Source organism: Pontibacterium sinense, from assembly GCF_015209595.1.
Lineage (GTDB): Bacteria > Pseudomonadota > Gammaproteobacteria > Pseudomonadales > Balneatricaceae > Pontibacterium > Pontibacterium sinense.
Window position 1 is genome coordinate 149,148 of the sequence record NZ_JADEYS010000004.1, and the last position, 18,584, is coordinate 167,731.

At 51.4% G+C, this 18,584-nt stretch carries 13 protein-coding genes; 10 read left to right on the forward strand and 3 right to left on the reverse strand.

Annotated features, from left to right (window positions below):
- Positions 1–335: 335 nt before the first annotated feature.
- The 4 genes from IOQ59_RS05660 to IOQ59_RS05675 all read left to right on the forward strand — a co-directional run bounded on the left by IOQ59_RS05660 (position 336) and on the right by IOQ59_RS05675 (position 4,864).
- Positions 336–2,129, forward strand: coding sequence for an acyl-CoA dehydrogenase C-terminal domain-containing protein (locus IOQ59_RS05660; protein WP_193952301.1), 1,794 nt, complete (start codon positions 336–338; stop codon positions 2,127–2,129).
- 113 nt (positions 2,130–2,242) lie between these two features.
- Entirely contained in the window at positions 2,243–2,560 is a 318-nt protein-coding gene (locus IOQ59_RS05665) for an SCP2 sterol-binding domain-containing protein (protein ID WP_193952302.1), read from the forward strand.
- Positions 2,561–2,633: 73 nt separating this feature from the next.
- Positions 2,634–4,313, forward strand: a complete 1,680-nt coding sequence (locus IOQ59_RS05670) for an AMP-binding protein (RefSeq protein ID WP_193952303.1) — start codon at positions 2,634–2,636, stop codon at positions 4,311–4,313.
- Complete coding sequence (locus tag IOQ59_RS05675) at positions 4,313–4,864, forward strand: DUF2889 domain-containing protein (RefSeq protein ID WP_193952304.1); 552 nt, start codon at positions 4,313–4,315, stop codon at positions 4,862–4,864. Before IOQ59_RS05670 ends, IOQ59_RS05675 begins: the two co-directional genes overlap by 1 nt.
- 205 nt (positions 4,865–5,069) lie before the next feature.
- Here the strand turns inward: IOQ59_RS05675 and IOQ59_RS05680 are convergent, their stop codons facing one another.
- Positions 5,070–5,528, reverse strand: a complete 459-nt coding sequence (locus IOQ59_RS05680; protein WP_193952305.1) for an REP-associated tyrosine transposase — start codon at positions 5,526–5,528, stop codon at positions 5,070–5,072.
- Positions 5,529–5,821: 293 nt separating this feature from the next.
- Here IOQ59_RS05680 and IOQ59_RS05685 point away from each other — a divergent pair, with 293 nt between their 5' ends.
- The 4 genes from IOQ59_RS05685 (at position 5,822) to fadA (ending at position 10,931) form a co-directional block, all read left to right on the forward strand.
- A complete protein-coding gene (locus IOQ59_RS05685) occupies positions 5,822–6,571 on the forward strand; it encodes an electron transfer flavoprotein subunit beta/FixA family protein (protein WP_193952375.1) in 750 nt (249 codons plus the stop codon).
- Between the two features lie 15 nt (positions 6,572–6,586).
- Positions 6,587–7,516, forward strand: coding sequence for an electron transfer flavoprotein subunit alpha/FixB family protein (locus IOQ59_RS05690; RefSeq protein ID WP_193952306.1), 930 nt, complete (start codon positions 6,587–6,589; stop codon positions 7,514–7,516).
- Between the two features lie 72 nt (positions 7,517–7,588).
- On the forward strand, positions 7,589–9,736 hold the full coding sequence (fadB, locus tag IOQ59_RS05695; RefSeq protein WP_193952307.1) for a fatty acid oxidation complex subunit alpha FadB: 2,148 nt from the start codon (positions 7,589–7,591) through the stop codon (positions 9,734–9,736).
- Positions 9,737–9,752: 16 nt separating this feature from the next.
- Positions 9,753–10,931 carry an acetyl-CoA C-acyltransferase FadA gene (fadA, locus tag IOQ59_RS05700; protein ID WP_193952308.1) on the forward strand — a complete coding sequence of 393 codons (1,179 nt, stop codon included), beginning with the start codon at positions 9,753–9,755 and terminating at the stop codon, positions 10,929–10,931.
- Between the two features lie 94 nt (positions 10,932–11,025).
- Here fadA and IOQ59_RS05705 read toward each other — a convergent pair whose 3' ends face one another.
- Positions 11,026–14,142 (reverse strand): bifunctional diguanylate cyclase/phosphodiesterase, encoded by a 3,117-nt coding sequence (locus IOQ59_RS05705; protein WP_193952309.1) that lies wholly within the window; start codon positions 14,140–14,142, stop codon positions 11,026–11,028.
- A gap of 258 nt (positions 14,143–14,400) precedes the next feature.
- Here IOQ59_RS05705 and IOQ59_RS05710 point away from each other — a divergent pair, with 258 nt between their 5' ends.
- Positions 14,401–15,120, forward strand: a complete 720-nt coding sequence (locus IOQ59_RS05710) for a substrate-binding periplasmic protein (RefSeq protein WP_193952310.1) — start codon at positions 14,401–14,403, stop codon at positions 15,118–15,120.
- Between the two features lie 2 nt (positions 15,121–15,122).
- The gene (locus IOQ59_RS05715; RefSeq protein WP_193952311.1) at positions 15,123–17,144 is read left to right on the forward strand and encodes a putative bifunctional diguanylate cyclase/phosphodiesterase; all 2,022 of its coding nucleotides are present in this window, start codon (positions 15,123–15,125) and stop codon (positions 17,142–17,144) included.
- A gap of 71 nt (positions 17,145–17,215) precedes the next feature.
- On the opposite strand, the gene IOQ59_RS05720 is transcribed toward IOQ59_RS05715, so the two are convergent.
- Positions 17,216–18,559, reverse strand: coding sequence for a DUF1329 domain-containing protein (locus IOQ59_RS05720; RefSeq protein ID WP_193952312.1), 1,344 nt, complete (start codon positions 18,557–18,559; stop codon positions 17,216–17,218).
- Positions 18,560–18,584 lie beyond the last annotated feature (25 nt).

Below are 18,584 nucleotides of genomic sequence, written 5' to 3' on the forward strand. Positions count from 1 at the left end.
TTAGCACATGTGACTGTCTGTTTTAGCCCCATCAAGGCTGCTTTCCTAAGTGAACAGTATCTCTGTTTCGTCTACCTGAACGTGTCTTTTATTCATAACTTGTCATAAAAATAGCCTTGATATTTCTGTATAAAAGTTCTTTTTATTCAGTGTGTTAATGTTGTTTTTAGATGTGGTGGTAATTTTTGTCATTAAAACTGGTGGCTTTTGTTATTGGCGGATTAAGGGCTTTGAACCATCCTGTTATTAAATAAAAGGCAGTCAGCCTGTATCGATTTATCGGGCATCCCCAGGCCGGGGCTGACAGAAAAATAATAGGAATTGAGGGATTTGTTATGCCGGAATATAAGGCACCTTTACGTGATATGAGTTTTGTTCTGAATGAAGTGCTGGAGCTGAATGCACACTATCAGAACCTGCCCGGCTGCGAAGAAGCGACACCGGATATGGTTGCGGCCATCATGGAAGAGGGAGCTAAGTTTTCTGAGCGAGTACTCTCTCCGCTGAATCAGATTGGCGACCAGCAAGGCTGCCAGTGGAGCGAAGAGGGTGTGACCACTCCTGAAGGTTTTCGCGATGCGTATCAGCAATTTGTTGAAGGTGGCTGGCCGTCACTGGCCCATGATCCCGAGTGGGGCGGTCAGGGTTTGCCCGAGTCACTGGGGATTGTGCTGAATGAGATGGTAGGCACGGCGAACTGGTCGTGGAGCATGTATCCGGGGTTGAGCCACGGTGCGATGAATACCATCGAAGCACACGGCACTCAGGACCAGAAAGAAACCTATCTGACCAAGTTGGTTTCCGGCGAATGGACCGGCACGATGTGCCTGACCGAACCTCACTGCGGTACGGATTTGGGTATGTTGCGTACCAAGGCTGAGCCAAACGACGATGGCAGCTACCGCATCAGCGGTACCAAAATCTTTATCTCTGCCGGTGAGCACGATATGGCAGACAACATCGTACATATCGTACTGGCCCGCCTGCCGGATGCACCGGAAGGCACTAAGGGTATCTCTCTGTTTATCGTACCGAAATTTATGCCTGCCGCTGGTGGTGTGGGTGATCGTAACGGCGTTAGCTGTGGCTCTCTGGAACACAAGATGGGGATTCACGGTAACTCCACTTGTGTGATGAATTTCGATGAAGCCACCGGTTACCTGATTGGCCCGCCAAACAAAGGCCTGAACTGCATGTTCACCTTTATGAACACCGCGCGTATCGGTACTGCACTGCAAGGTCTGGCACATGCTGAATGGGGTTTTCAGAACTCACTGGCGTATGCCAAAGACCGTCTGCAGATGCGTTCCCTGACCGGCGCTAAATGCCCGGATAAGGCGGCAGATCCCATCATTGTGCATCCGGAAGTGCGCAAATTGCTGCTGACCCAGAAGGCGTTTGCTGAGGGTGGTCGCGCAATGATCTATTACACCGCACAGCTGGTCGATAAAGTTCATCAGGCCTCTCCTGAAGAACGTGCCGAAGCGGATGGTTTGCTGGCACTGCTGACGCCGATCGCTAAAGCCTTTCTGACTGAAGTGGGCTTCGAGTCTGCCAACCACGGCTTACAGGTCTTTGGTGGACACGGCTATATCGCCGAGTGGGGCATGGAGCAGAATGTGCGTGATAGCCGTATCTCGATGTTGTATGAAGGTACCACCCAGATTCAGGCGCTGGATCTGCTGGGACGTAAAGTCTTGATGACACAGGGTGAGTCGTTGAAACGCTTCACCAAAATTATCCACAAATACTGTCAGGCACAGTCTGACAATACCGGTCTGAAAGAGTTTACCGATCCGCTGCTGACGCTGAACAAAGAGTGGGGCGAGCTGACCATGCAGGTGGGTATGAAAGCGATGCAGAACCGCGATGAAGTGGGGGCGGCCTCCGTGGATTATCTGATGTACTCCGGTTACGTCACGCTGGCGTATTTCTGGGCACGCATGGCTGAAACAGCGCAGCAGAAGCTGGCCGAGAGTGACAGCGATAAAGCGTTCTACGAAGCGAAGCTGACCACTGCACGTTTCTACTTCCAGCGAATCCTGCCACGTACCCGTGGTCTGGTGGCAACCATGGTGTCAGGTGCTGACAACCTGATGTCACTTGATGATGAACACTTCCAGTTCTGATGAAAACGCTAAGACGCTTTTTAAATACCTCAGCAGGCCGCGCACTAACGCGTGGTCTGTTGAAACTGAATGCCAAACGTTACCGCAATACTAAGAATAAGGGGACCAGTTCCATGGCCGATTTGAATGCAATTTTTACCGAGATGAAAGCCCGTTTTAACCCAGCTGCTGCAGCGGATACGGATGCTGTCTTTCAGTACGTGATCGATGGTGATGCACACTGGAGTGTGACTGTAGCCGAGAGTGATTGTCAGGTGGCAGAAGGTGAGCACGATACCCCAACTGTGACCCTGAACATGGACAGCACAACACTGGAGGAGGTGATGTCCGGTGAGACCGATGGCATGCAAGCCTTTATGACGGGCCGTATTCAGGCTGAAGGTGACATCATGATTGCGACGAAACTGGCGGTACTGTTTCCGGTCAATTAATTGATTTAGCGGCTACACTACACGACTGTTTTAAAACACCGTAACAATAAAAATAACAGCATGCGAGGTTGTGATGGAAGGGCAGATCCCTGCAGCGGACAGCATCCCTGAGGATATTAATCCACAGGGTTTTCAGACTATCCCTGATGTATTGGCGTATGCCGTTGGTCACTATGCGGATCAACCGGCCTTCACCAGTTTTGGTCGTACACTGAGTTATACGGAACTGGATCGTTTATCGGCCGCGTTTGCGGTTTACTTGCAACAGGAAACCGATCTGCAGCCGGGAGATCGCATTGCGATTCAGCTGCCCAACCTGATTCAGTATCCGGTCGTACTTTACGGTGCGATGCGTGCGGGGCTGGTGGTGGTGAACACCAACCCGTTGTATACCGCCTCGGAGATGGAGCACCAGTTCAAAGATTCCGGTGCTAAAGCCCTGATCATCCATAAAAGCATGGCGCACAAAGCGGATAAGATTATTCACAACACCGATGTGAAGCACTTGTTTGTGACCCAGGTGGGTGATCTGCATGGCTTTGTAAAACGCACGTTACTGAATGCTGCGGTGAAGTATCTGAAAAAGATGGAGCCTAAATACCATCTTCCAGGGGCGATCTCTCTGCGCACAGCGTTGCTTAAATACGTGGGCGATGTGCCTGTTCTGGTGCGCCGCCGCCCTTCGGATATTGCCGCGTTACAGTACACCGGTGGCACGACCGGTGTGTCTAAAGGGGCGATGCTGACCCACGCGAACCTGCTGTCCAATATGCTGCAAGGCCAGCAACGTATCAAAGAGAGCGGAGAGGGCTGGCAAGAGTTGGTAATCTCACCGTTACCGCTGTATCACATCTATGCATTTACGATTGCGCAGGCGGTTCTGATCTCTGGCGGGCACTCCGTCCTGATCCCCAATCCACGGGATATCGACGGCTTTGTTAAAGAGCTGGGGCAGTGGAAACCTTCCACCTTTATCGGCTTGAACACGCTGTTTGTGGCTCTGTGTAACAAAGAGTCCTTTCAGGCTCTGGATTTCAGCAGCCTGAAAATTACCATCTCAGGCGGCATGGCGCTGACCCATGCGGCAGCGGATGTTTGGAAAGACACTACACAGTGCACCATCATCGAAGGGTATGGCCTGACAGAAACATCCCCTGCGGTCTGTATGAATGAACCCGCTTCGGTGCAGATCGGCAGCATCGGTTGTCCGATGATTCACACCGATGTGCGGATTATTCAGGATGGTGAAGAACAGCCAGTGGATGCACCGGGAGAGCTCTGCGTGAAAGGCCCTCAGGTGATGCGTGGCTACTGGCAACGTGAGTCCGAAACCCGCGAATGTTTCACGCCGGATGGTTACTTTATGACCGGAGATATTGCCGTACGGCAGGCTGACGGTTACTTCCGTATCGTCGACCGTGCCAAGGATATGATCATTGTGTCTGGCTTTAACGTCTATCCCAACGAAGTGGAAGATGTGGTGAGCTCCCATCCTGATGTGATCGAGTGCGCAGCGGTCGGTGTGGAAGATGCGGCAAGTGGCGAGGCGGTGAAACTGTTTGTCGTTGCGAAAACACCAGACCTGACACGGGAAGAGATTCGTGACTGGTGTAAAGAGCGTCTGACCCGTTACAAAGTGCCAAAATACGTCGAATTTGCTGACGATCTGCCAAAGTCTAATGTCGGAAAAATCTTACGCCGAATGCTGAAAGAACCGATGCCAACACTGGATGATCTGGACAAGGTGAGCTGATGCCATTATCGAAACCCGCTCGCCGTGTGATAGCGCATCAGCGCACGGTAAATTGTAACGGTTATCAGCGTGAAGATGGTCTTTGGGATATCGAAGGCCACATGCAGGATGTGAAAAGCAAACCCATCGATAACCCCGAGCGCGGTGGTTATGTTGCTGCCGGTGAGCCGTTTCATAACCTCGGTTTGCGGATCACCGTCGATCAGACGTTGTTGATTCACAGCGTTGAAGCGTATATCGATGCCTCGCCGTTCAGGATGTGTCCGGGGGTGGTGGGCGTCTTTAAAAAGCTGGAAGGCACCCGAATTGGTCCCGGATGGCAGCGTCAGAGTAAAGAACTATTAGGCGGCGTTCAGGGCTGTACACACCTGAGTGAGCTGCTGATGCCGATCGCCACCACAGCCGTGCAAACCCTCTGGCCTAGTGCAAAAGCGGATGTCATGAAGTTAGGCGCGCAGGTGATGTTAAACACCTGCCGTACCTGGGCGCAGGACAGCGAGGTGATTAAAACCTACCTGCCTGAGCTGTATAACGAAGAATTACCCACATGAGGGTCTGAGCCAGATCACCCAAGCAATCCACCTTCGTGAGTTTTAGCCGGCCTAGTGCCGGTTTTTTTGTGCATTACGGTATCGAATTATGTTGTTGCTGCGGTCTCCGACCGCGACAAAATAGGTAAGACTGGTGCTAGATCTTGTCGCCCTCGGAGAGGGCTGCTACAAAAAAATCATCGCGGTAGGCCGCCTAAGTTCGTTGTTACAGCCAGATTGCATCCCACAATGGATAATCTTTAACTGACTTAACTAATCCAGCTCTAAGAGGGTTAGCTGTGATGTAGCGTGCGAAATCCCTCACCTGTTCTTCATTGCGTATTGCTTGATCATAGTAACCTTTTGCCCAAATTTTTCCTGACAAAACTGCATTCTGATGAATGTAACGAGCGGAGGTTGCTTTAACAAAACGTACTGAATTTTCCAGCGAAGAGCCTTTTTTCAGCTGCATTAACCAATGTAGATGGTCCGGCATGACGACGTAAGCAAGTGTATGAGTGGATTGTTCTGCTTGTCTAAGCGCCTGTACGACGCATCGCCCCGCATACAGATTCTGAAAGTATTGCTGTCGCTGATAGGTGACGCTAGTAACCATATAAATTTGGTGGTCTGCTGAAACTCGACCGATACGTAGGTTTTGGGAACGAAAGCGTGATAAAGCCATGAGTAACATCCTTGTTAGTGATTGGCATCAGTTCAAAGTAGCAGCGGTCTCCGACCGCGACAAGGTGTTTGGGGTAGGACACGTCATGTCGCCTTTGGAATGGTCTGATATTAGGCGTTTTTATGGTTTTTGAATCTTTGTGTTAGTTCTTTGTTTGTGTCTTAGTGTTTGAAATTGTTGTGTTTTTTGTTGCTTGGTATTTTTTGTCAGTAAATGAGCTGGTTTTTGTCATTGTTGAAATCAGCCCTCCGATTAGTATTTAGGCATAACCTGAACATCAAGAAGGGCCGATGATGAAAGTACTGGTCGCAGTAAAGCGTGTGATTGACTACAACGTCAAAGCACGTGTGAAAGCCGATAACACCGATGTAGATCTGGCCAATGTGAAGATGGCCCTGAACCCGTTCTGTGAGATCGCAATTGAAGAAGCGGTGCGGATGAAAGAGAGCGGTATCGCGGATGAAGTGGTTGTAGTGTCGATTGGCACTAAACAATGCGAAGAGCAGATCCGCACCGCACTGGCACTGGGCGCTGACCGAGGTATTCGCGTCGACGCGGATGCTCAGATGGACCCGCTGTCCATTGCCAAGTTGCTCGCTAAAGTAACTGAGAAAGAACAGCCGGGATTGGTTGTACTGGGTAAGCAGGCGATCGATTCCGACAACAATCAAACAGGTCAGATGTTGGCTGCTTTGATGGGGTGGCCGCAAGGCACCTTTGCCTCCGAAGTAAACGTCGACGCGGGTAAGGTCAACGTCACCCGTGAAGTGGATGGTGGCTTGCAAACTGTCGCACTTAATCTGCCTGCGGTGGTGACCACCGATCTGCGCCTGAACGAACCGCGTTATGCCTCCCTACCCAATATTATGAAAGCCAAGCGCAAGCCGCTGGAAACTCTGAGTACTGATGATCTGGGTGTTGCTGTGACCTCGGCGCTGACCTTGCTGAAGGTGGAAACGCCACCTGAGCGACAGGCGGGTATCCGGGTTAGCTCGGTCGATGAGCTGATCGACAAACTGAAAAACGACGCCAAAGTACTTTAAGGGGAGGCTATTCAGATGCGTTTACTGGTTATTGCAGAACACGATAACAACGAATTGAAACCGGTCACCCTGACGACGTTGGCCGCTGCACAACAGATCGGCGGTGAGGTTGATCTGTTGGTGGCAGGCTTTAACTGTCAGATTGTCGCTGATGCCGCAGCCGTTGTACCTGCCGTGGATAAAGTGATTTTGGCCGATGCCCCTGTCTATGAGCATCAGCTGGCAGAGAATATTACCCAGCTGGTTCTCGCGTTGCCGGGTGACTACAGCCACATACTGGCCCCCTCAACCACCAACGGTAAAAACCTGCTACCGCGTGTCGCGGCGCTGTTAGACGTGAATCAGCTGTCTGACACTATGACCGTGGAAAGTGCGGATACCTTTAAGCGTCCAATCTATGCCGGGAATGCGATCGCGACTGTGCAGTCTTCGGATGCGGTGAAAGTGATCACTGTGCGTGGTACAGCTTTTGATGCGGTGTCAGCGGAAGGTGGCAGTGCCTCAATCGAAACCTTCAGTGAAGCCTGTGATGCTGGTCTGTCACAGTTTGTCGGCGAAGCGCTGGCAGAAAGTGATCGCCCTGAGCTGACCGCGGCGTCGATGGTGGTTTCCGGTGGCCGTGGCATGGGTAACGGAGAAAACTTCGACCTGCTATATGCGCTGGCAGACAAGCTAGGCGCTGCTGTTGGTGCGTCACGAGCTGCGGTGGACGCAGGCTTTGTACCTAACGATATGCAGGTAGGACAAACCGGCAAGATGGTGGCACCTGAGCTATACCTTGCAGTAGGTATATCCGGCGCGATTCAGCATCTGGCTGGAATGAAAGATTCAAAAGTGATTGTTGCGATCAACAAGGATGAGGAGGCACCAATTTTCCAGGTGGCTGACTACGGCCTGGTTGCGGATCTCTTTGATGTGGTGCCTGAGATGTCGGGCAAATTGTAAGCAACAACTATTTACTTATAGCGGCCGCGCCGGATGGCGCGGTTGAGAATAAAAATAAACGGAGCAAATCAGATGCTTTACCAAGGTCAGTCGATCCGTGTGGAAGCGGTTGAAGAAGGTCTCTTCAATCTTGTGTTTGATAACCAAAACGAGTCCATCAACAAGCTGGATCAGGCGACGTTGGGGGAACTGCGCGAAGCGGTCACTCAGCTGTCGGCTCGGGATGATCTCAAAGGTGTGATGTTTTCCAGCGCCAAGTCTTGTTTCATCGTCGGCGCGGATATTAAAGAGTTTAACCAGATGTTCTCCCATGAAGAGGAGGCCATTGTTGCGGCATTGATGGAGTTGAACCAGATCTTCAACACCATCGAAGATCTGCCCTGTCCAACCGTTACTGCGATCAACGGTATCGCACTGGGTGGCGGCTTTGAGCTGTGCCTGAGTACCGATTACCGCGTGATGGCGGACGGTGCGAAAGTGGGCCTGCCGGAAGTGAAGCTGGGTATCTATCCGGGTTGGGGTGGCACGGTACGTCTGCCGCGTCTGATTGGTGTGGATAACGCCAATGAATGGATCTGTGGCGGTGTGGAAAAGCGCGCCGCAGCCGCACTGAAAGACGGTGCAGCAGATGCCGTTGTAGCGGTCGAGCAGGTACAGGAAGCGGCGCTTGATCTGCTGCGCAACTGTATTGCAGGCAAGTTTGATTACATGGCGCGCCGTGAAGAGAAAAAGTCGCCGATCAAACTGAATCAGATCGAACAGATGATGGCCTTTGAGAGTGCTAAAGGTTACATCGGTGGCAAAGCCGGTCCACATTATCCCGCGCCACTGGCAGCATTGAAAACGATTCAGAAGCACGCCAACCTGCCCCGTGACAAAGCATTGCCAATTGAAGCTAAGGGTTTTGCTAAGCTGGCGAAGAATGATGTAACCCGTGCTTTGGTGGGTTTGTTCCTGAAAGATCAGGCGATCAAGAAGATCACCGGAAAATATGAAGCGCAGGCTGAGCCGGTGAAAATGGCGGCCGTTTTGGGCGCAGGCATTATGGGCGGTGGTGTTGCTTATCAGTCCGCATCTAAAGGCACACCTATCCTGATGAAGGATATCGCAGAACCGGCGTTGCAGCTGGGTCTGGACGAAGCCAATAAGCTATTGGGCGGTCAGCTGAAACGTAAGCGTATTGATGCGGCTAAGATGGCGCAGGTAATCAACCGCATTACACCGACTCTGAGCTACGGCGATTTTGATCGTGTCGACCTGGTGGTTGAGGCGGTGGTTGAAAATCCAAACGTGAAGAAAGCGGTACTGGCGGAGACTGAAAAACACCTGCCAGAAGGTGCGGTACTGACCTCCAATACGTCTACGATTTCGATTACCGATCTGGCGACTGCGTTGGAAAAGCCGGAAAACTTCTGCGGCATGCACTTCTTCAACCCGGTACACAAAATGCCGCTGGTGGAAGTGATTCGGGGTGAAAAAACCTCTGAGTCCGCGATTGCACGTACTGTCGCGTATGCCAAGGCGATGGGTAAAACCCCAATTGTGGTGAATGACTGTCCGGGGTTCCTGGTCAACCGTATCCTGTTCCCGTACTTCGGTGGCTTCTCTGCATTGCTGAGTGACGGTGCCGACTTCCGCCGGATCGATAAGGTGATGGAGCGCTTTGGCTGGCCGATGGGGCCTGCTTACCTGCTGGATGTGGTCGGTGTTGATACTGCCCATCATGCTGATCGTGTGATGGCAGCGGGCTTCCCTGATCGCATGGAGCACGAAGGTGAAAACATCATCGATCGGATGTTCAAGCTGGAACGTTTTGGTCAGAAGAATGCGAAAGGTTTCTACCGTTACGAAATGGATCGCAAAGGCAAACCGAAGAAATTGCCGGATGACAGCGTTGATGCGCTATTGGACGGTGTTGTGGGTTCTGCCCGTGAGTTCACAGATGAAGAGATCATCGAACGCATGATGGTGCCGCTGTGTATCGAAACGGTACGCTGTCTGGAAGACGACATCGTTGCCTCACCGGCTGAAGCGGATATGGGCCTGATCATGGGTATTGGTTTCCCACCGTTCTTAGGTGGCCCGCTGCACTATCTGGATAAGATGGGGCTGGATAACTTCTGCAACATGGCCGCGAAATACGAAGCACTGGGTCCGCTGTATCAGCCGACTGAGAAGATGAAACAGATGGCCGCTGCTGGCGAAACCTACTTCGGTTAAGGATGGAGAGAGAACAATGAATCTGAAACCTAATGACGTTGTCATCGTTGATGCAGTGCGCACGCCGATGGGCAAATCAAAAAATGGCTCTTTCCGTAACGTCCGTGCTGAAGCACTGTCTGCTGCTGTGATGAACGGTCTGTTGAAGCGTAATGATCAGGTCAACGCCGCAGAGATCGAAGACATCATCTGGGGTTGTGTGAACCAGACCAAAGAGCAAGGCTTTAACATTGGCCGTAACGCTGCGGTACTGGCAGGTATCCCACACTCTGTGGCGGCGCAGTCGGTCAACCGTTTGTGCGGCTCCTCGATGGCTGCCTTGCACTCCGCAGCGCAGGGCATCATGACCGGCAACGGTGATATGTATATGGCCGGTGGTGTCGAGCATATGGGGCACCTGTCCATTCTGCACGGTATTGATATCAATCCGGAGATGTCCAAGCAGGTTGCTAAAGCGGCGATGATGATGGGTGTTACGGCTGAGATGCTGGGCAAAATGAACGGTATCTCACGTGAGATGCAGGATGAGTTTGGTGCGCGTTCCCACCGTCTGGCGCATGAAGCGGCGCTTGAAGGCCGTTGGGACAACGAGATCATTCCGGTTGAAGGGCATGATGAAAACGGCTTTAAGAGCCTGCTGGAAGCGGATGAGGTGATCCGTCCTGAAACCACGGTCGAAACCTTGAGTGGTTTGAAACCGGCTTTCGTACCTAAAGTGGGTACAGTGACGGCGGGTACCTCCTCTGCCTTCTCTGATGGCGCGTCTGGGATGTTGCTGATGTCTGCGGCCAAAGCTGAAGCACTAGGCCTGAAACCACGTGCACGCATCGTCAGCATGGGGGTGGCGGGTTGTGATCCATCGATCATGGGTTTTGGTCCGGTGCCTGCTTCCCAGAAAGCATTGAAGCGAGCAGGGCTGACGGTTGATGATCTGGATGTGGTTGAACTGAATGAAGCGTTTGCGGCGCAGGGTTTGGCCGTGCTGAAAAACCTCAAATTGCTGGATCAGATGGACGACAAAGTGAACCTCAACGGTGGCGCAATTGCCTTGGGTCATCCGCTGGGTTGTTCTGGCACACGTATATCCACTACGCTGCTAAACGTATTGGATCAGAAGGATGGCACCTTTGGTTTGGCGACCATGTGTATCGGCATGGGGCAGGGGATCGCGACGGTATTTGAACGTCTGAACTAAAGATGATCGGGTGGTGATAGCTGCCCGACAAGTTCCGGTAATAGAAAAGCCACGGCCAGGAAATCTATCTTGGTCGTGGCTTTTTTTATGAGGACTAAGACCGCGTAAAGCGCCCCTTGATGAGCATACGGCTGATCTCTTCAGGTGGCACCGGTTTGCTGAACAGATAACCCTGCGCCACATCGCAGTACTGCGTTGCCAGTGATTCCAGCTGTTCTTCGGTTTCGACCCCTTCTGCGACCACTTTTAAGCCCAAGCCGTGGGCCATCGCAATCGCGGCGTTGACCAGCTCGCGATCAGCGGGATCCACATTGATATCGTTGATAAAACTGCGGTCAATCTTCAGGGTGTCAAACGGATAGCTGCGCAGATAGCTGAGAGACGAGTAGCCGGTACCGAAGTCATCCATTGCGATACCGATGTCCATACGACACAAGGTTTCCAGCGCGCTATTGATATAACCGTGATCGCCCATCAGCACGCCTTCGGTAATTTCAAGCTCCAGATGAGAGCCTGGAACACTGTTTGCCTGTAACTGTTGTTCGATGAAGGTGACCAGTCTTTCGTCCCTGAATTGACGGGGAGAGAGGTTGACGGCAATTTTGAAGGGCCATTGACGTTGATGCACCCATTGGGCGGTCTTTTCCAGTGCCTGGGCCAGTACATATTCACCGATTGGGATGATCAGTCCTGTTTGCTCTGCGACAGGAATAAATTCGTCGGGTGATATTTCGCCAAGTGTTGGGTTATGCCAACGCAGCAGCGCTTCGGCTCCGATGATGCTGCGGCTGTGGATATCCACCAAGGGTTGATAGAGCACTTCAAGTTCACTGTTCCCCAGCGCACCGTGGAGTTGTTCTTCCAGTGCCAGGCGCCGGGTGACGCCCATGTTCATCTCTTTAGTGAAGAAGTGACAGGTATTACAGCCCTGTGCCTTTGAGGCGTACATGGCGGTATCTGAATTACGCAGTAGTTCTGCAGGGCTTTCACCGTTGTCAGGGTAGATGGCGATACCCATGCTGGCGGTAACGACCAGTTCGCGATGCTGGAGTTTGAACGGGTCCTGAAAACAATGCAGGAGTTTTTCCGCCACTGGCAGTGCATCCTCCGGTTGCTTAAGCCCGCCCAGTAAGACAATGAATTCGTCGCCACCTAAACGTCCGACGGTATCTTGTTCTCGCACAACGCAATTCAGGCGTTTGGCGGCGTGCTGTAACAGGATATCGCCGGTTTCATGTCCGAGGGAGTCGTTGACCTTCTTAAAGTCATCCAGATCCAGAAACATCACCGCAATCAGGTCATTGTCACGTTTTGCATCGCTGATCATCTGATCAAGGCGATCCAGCGCCAGGAAGCGATTTGGCAAGTCGGTCAGGCTATCAAACAGTGCCTGATGCAGGATGCGTTCTTCCTGCAGCTTATGGACCGTGACATCTTGTTTGACACCAAGGTAGTGTTTAGTGATGCCGTCTGTGTCGATAACCGGTGCAATATGGGCTTGTTCCCAGAAAATATCCCCGTTTTTACGTTTGTTTTGAAATTCGCCCTGCCATGCCTGACCGGATTGAATAGCTTTCCAGAGTTCGCTATAGCGACGGGGTGGTGTATTGCCGGATTTGAGCATGCGTGAATTTTCACCCAGCACTTCTGCTTCTTTGTATCCGGTAATCTCCTCAAAGGCCTGGTTAACATATTCGATATTGCCTTCGGTATCGGTGATCACAACGGATACCGGGCTCTGTTCTATCGCTTGTGACAGTGTGCGGATACGTTCTTCGTTACGAATGCGGGCACTGATATCCCGAATCGTCGCTTGCAGCATAGGTTCGCCATTTAACACCAGACGGCTGAGTAAGACTTCAGTATGGAAGGTCTCGTTGTTATCCAATCGCTTGTGCCGCCACTCAAAACGCAGGCTCCCCTCGGAGTGAGCCTGAGCCATTTTCAGTTCGATAAGCGATATGAGTTTTGCCCCAGCGCTTCCATTTTGGTGTTCTGCAGACAGATCGGAGACGGATCGGGAGATGAGATCCAGTTTGCTTCTGGCGCCAAACATACGCATGGCCGCACCATTGCAATCAATGAGCTGGTGGTTGAGGACCAGCAGCACAGCATCCGCGGTTGATTCAAACAATGTGCGATGGCGCATCTCTGAATGTTCCAGGTCTTGTGTACGTTCCCTGACCCGCTGCTCCAGTGTTTCGTTGGCCTGTTTGAGCGCGGCATCGGCTTTTTGCCAGCGACGGCTGAACCTCAAAGCCACTAGAGCGCCGATGATGCTGGTGAGAATAACGATCCCAATGCCTAACCAGATCGTTTTCTTGACCTGAGGTGATATTTCACTCTGCAGCCGGTCCATACGTCGCAGCAGCTGTAACTCCCACCCAGTACTCAGCTGACGTCGAAAAGAGAGCCAGACCAGTCCGTTCGGATCGGTGGTTTGGTTGATAATCACTTGATGCTCGTTTCTGACATGCTCAATGACGGGTGTCTGAGCGATGGGGCGCTCCATCTGTGGATCGGCGGCATCTGGATGACTATCGGCAATACGATTGCCTTTGCGATCGATTAGAATTGCCCGATCAAACGGGGCAATATGAGCTTCATTCAGCCGTTCTGAAATCTGGCGTAGATATCGGACGCCACCAAGGTGAGCGATGATCTCACCGTCGTTCCCAAGAATAGGCACATCAATGGCCACCGCAGGTATGCTGTCCGCGCCTATAAAACTGTCAGAAATAACGAGCGCTTTACTCTGGGTTGCTGACTGAAAATATGTACGGTCTGCGAGGTTATATTTTTGTAGGGAGCGCTGTACTTCGTAGGGATGAGAAAGGTAATGATCACCCTCAGGCGTCAGTAGGAACAGTACGGAGAAATCTCCGCGACGGCTGAGTTCATCCAGAATGTCACGCTTCTCCTGATCTTCACCCAACGGGATACCGTTCAAGGAACGTTCGATCAGCGTGGTGTCGAGGGGCGCAGAAAACGCCGGGAGTTTAGCGCTGAATTGCAGCAGGTTTGCGGCTTCGGTGACGTCATTACTGAGCTGGTCGCCGAGTAGCTGGGCAAACTCATGGTGATCGGCTGACCAGTTTTTAATGGCCCAATGTTCAAGTTCTGAGCGCAAAAACCAGGCGAGCAACATCACCGTCAGTAAAGCGGGCACTAAAAAAATGAAAACTATCTGTCGAGACTGCTTGATGCCCATGGCATCCTCCGATGATCGGATCGTGCTCGACCCACTAGTCCTCCATGGAACCCTGTTACCTAGTCCTTAATCAGAGGAGGATATTAGCGAAATCAACAGTTTGATATCTATGCGTCAGATCATAATAGGCGTAGAAAGAGAATGCTTCCAATCCCCACGGACTTATCGTGGGTACTAATATGAATGGTTAGTCAAAAATTCGGCTCGGAAAATTGCTGCTAGACTGATTGGAACCCATCTATTTCTGAGGGAGCAGACATGCGACGTAGAATCGGGAAGGTGTTGTTTGGTGTTGTTTTGATGGCCGTGGCAATTTATGTACCAGCGAGAGATCTGCATGTAAATACGGGCTTTACGCCGCCGGTCTCGACGATCTATAGCCGGGTGCTAGCCGAAGCGGGCCAGACAATAGGCGTCAATATTCATGTGCAACCGGTATCCGCTGAACGCTCGCTGCAATTGGTGGCTGAAGGTATCGATGATGCAGAATGTTGCCGGGTAAAGCCGATCATTGAGCGTGAGTTTCCCTCCTTAGTCCCCGTGAAACCCAGCTTTTATACCGCTCGCTTTGTCGCGTTTACGCGTTCTCCTGAAATCCGTATTACCCAGTGGGATGATCTGAAACCGTATTCTGTCGGTACGGTCACGGGCTGGAAAATTCATGTGAACAATATCCGCCGTATTCAACCTGTAGAGTCACACATCCTGGATTCAGCGGATGCGATGTTCAAAATGCTCGATAATCAACGTATTGATGTTGCACTTCTGGGCGATTTGAATGGACTCTACGAATTGCGCAGGCAGGGTATATCAAGATTTCACCTGCATGCCCCTGCGCTCGCTGAAGTACCGCTTCATCTGCTATTAAATGAAGGCAATGCCGACCTGGCTGAACCGTTAGGCGATGCGCTGCAGGAGATGCTGGACAGGGGACGGGTGGCGCAAATTATCGAACAAGTCATGAGCTCTCAGGACTAATCGTGAGCGGTGTATTGAGACGTATCTGGCAATCATTATTTCGCGGTGATGTATCGCGGGTGTTTGTGATCCTGATCCTTCTCTTCAGCACTGCAATTACGTTGCTACTGACAGGGTTGCAGTTGTGGCGTGACTATCGTTATGAATTGAATGTTCTGGATCAGCGTCTGGAGCAGGTCCGAATATCAAATCTGGAAAGTATCTCCCAAAGTGTCTGGACCTATAACCTGTCGTCACTGGAAATACAGTTGCAAGGTTTGGTGAGGCAGCAAGACATCAGTTTTATCTCCGTCGAAGATGGTGACGGGGAAACACTGTTGTCCGTTGGGGAGGACCTTGATGAGGATGCGCTTCAACAGAGTTATGCGCTGACCTATATCCATCGTGACAGTCCAAGGTTGTTGGGCCAACTACATGTTAAAGCGTCACTGCAAGGTATCTACGGCCGTTTGCTGGATACATTTGTCGTGATATTGATTACACAGGCGGTGAAAACCTTTTTGGTATCGATGTTTATCATCTACCTGTTTGATCGCATGCTCATGCGACATCTGAGGCATCTGGTTGATCAGTTGGGCAAACATTATTCCCGCGCGAAACCCTTTAATATTGAACGGTCGGTTACGGAGTTCAACAAAGGTGATGAGTTGAACACGCTGGTGGGGTCGCTCAATCTCCTGCAAAGCACGATCGAATCCGAGCACCAGAAACTCGAAAAGCTTGCGAGTTTTGACTCCCTGACAGGGTTGCCCAATCGAATTCAGCTAAAAGAGGTGTTGGATACCCGCATTCAAGCAGGCAAATCGTTCTGGTTAGGCATACTTGACGTTAATGACTTTAAAAATATTAACGACACGTTAGGGCATCAGAGCGGAGATCAGGTGCTGTATGACATTGGGCTGCGCTTAAAGTGTCTTCAGACCCCGCATTGTTTTTTCGCCCGTCTGGGAGGGGATGAGTTTGCATGTGTGCTTGACGGTGATGCCCCGGCGCGAACGATTGCAGATACCATTTTACAAAAATTCGAGGCGCCGTTTTTGTTACATGCTGTCCAGCTTCAGCTGTCTGTCAGTATTGGTCTGGTGTCTTTTCCTGATCAGGCGTCTGATGCGCAGCAGCTGATGAAGTTTGCCGATATTGCCATGTATCACTGTAAAAAAAGTCGCAGTGCGTTTGCCCGCTTTGATCCTCAACTGGACGAACATTCCCTGAATAACCTGACGCTGATGACGGATGCCAAACAGGCCTTGGAGAACAAGCAGTTCTGTCTGCATTACCAAACTCAGATTGATAGTGATACGGGTGCGGTGAGTGGCTTAGAAGCCCTGATTCGTTGGCAGCATCCGACACAGGGTTTTATATCGCCGGATGATTTTATCCCATCACTTGAGTTAAGTGGCGATATCAACGCGCTGAGTTGCTGGGTACTTGAGCAAGCTTTGACTGACTATGAACAATTAAAGCCTCATCTTTCAAAACCGCTTGCGTTGTCGATTAATATCTCGGCGCTGAATCTGTTGGAAGAGCGATTTCTGACATCCGTTGAAGCGATTATGCTGCGCTTTCCTGCGCGTCCGACGTTGGTGATGGAGATCACCGAAAATGCACTGATGAGTGATCCTGAATATGCCTGCACGATGATGCAGGCGCTGGTGAAGCGTGGCGTGGAGTTTTCCATCGATGATTACGGTACGGGCTACTCCTCGCTGAGTTATCTGAGTCGGTTGCCGGTATCTGAACTGAAAATTGATCGTTCCTTTATCTTCGATATGGAAACGGATCTCCGTCATTTCACGATTGTTCAGTCGACCGTCCAGCTTGCGAAAAGCCTTGACCTGCGCACGGTGGGCGAAGGCTGCGAAACAGCGATCAGTAGTAGCATTCTGAAAGACCTTAACTGTGATAAACAGCAAGGCTATTTCTTTTCCCGACCTGTTTCGATGGAGGAGCTGATCTCTCATTTTCAATCTATGGACGGCTCAGATGATACTTCCCTGAGTCTTGAGCTGATGTCTGATAAGTGAATAAGAGGCCGGGCTATCGGAAATAAAAAAGCAGAGCTTAAGCTCTGCTTTTTTTGTGGGGCTGTCAGGTGTTATCGCTTCCCTAAGCGGCGAATTGCTTGTGGAGTGAAGTCTTTGTACTTAAAGCGTTTACTGAAATCGAAGCCGATGCCTTCTTCGTTGGTCAGGCTGCCGACCAGATAGCGACCGGATTGCAGGTCATATAACGCTTCAGCGGCGATCCAGGGAACGTTTACATCACGGTATTGCAGCTGATGGGCTTCCCCGACACGCCAGAGTTCTCCTCGACCGTCGTAGTGATCAACCACTGCGATCTGCCAGCTATCCTCATCAATGTAGAAGGTTCGCTTAGCGTAGATATGACGGGCACCTTCCTTCAGCGTTGCTTCGACCTTCCATACCCGGTGTAGCTCATAGCGGGTCAGGTCCGGATTCATGTGGCCAGGTTGGAGGATGTTTTTATAGGTCAGCTCCCGATCCGCCAGTTTGAAGCTGTTGTAGGGGATATACATCTCCTGCTTACCGACAAGCTTCCAGTCATAACGGTCGGGTGCCCCGTTAAACATATCCAGGTTGTCTGTGGTGCGCTGACCGTCCGTTGCGGTACCAGGTGCATCGTAGGCAATCTGAGGTGCGCGGCGTACACGGCGCTGACCGGCATTGTAGGTCCAGGCCTGGCGGGGCTGTGTGACCTGATTGACGGTCTCGTGAACCAGCAGCACGTTACCGGTTAGGCGGGCCGGTGCCTGTACCTGCTGCACGAAGTAGAACAGGATGTTTTCCTGATTCGATTTCTTGCCATCCAGATAGTTGGGCCAGGACATCTTTTCGTTAATCTTCACCGGCGTGAAGTTACCATTCGCCTGCACAGGTACTTGTACAAAGGTACGTTCCAGTGAACCGCCGCGATAGCGGGTCATGTGATTCCAGATCGCTTCCAAACCGTTAGCCGGAATTGGAAACGCTACACCTTCGGACAGGTTAGAGACGCTGTTGCCGTCATTTGCCAATGCGGCGTTGAGGGCATTGTCCTTCGTGGAGGCCTGAATATTTTCCGGCACCTTCGCGGTACGATGGGTTGGATACACATTCAGTTTGTAGGTATCCGGGAATTTCTTAAACATCGCTTGCTGACCCGGTGACAGATAAGCCTTGTGCTGATCAAGGTTTGCAGCAGTGATGGTTACAATCGGTTTTTCGTTGGCAAATGGATCGGCATAGCGGTTGTCACTGGTACTTAGGCCACCTTCCCAGCGTGGGATCGTGCCCGCTTCATTACCTGATTTTTCTGCCCCCATCGGCGTGAGTGTCTGGCCGAGTTGTGCGGCTTGTTCCGGTGATACTGCGGCGAAAAGGCTGGAGCTGCCGGCTAGCAGCGCGATACCCAGAGCCAGAGATTTACGTGTAAATTGCATGGTGAGAGTCTCCTGAGTATAGGGC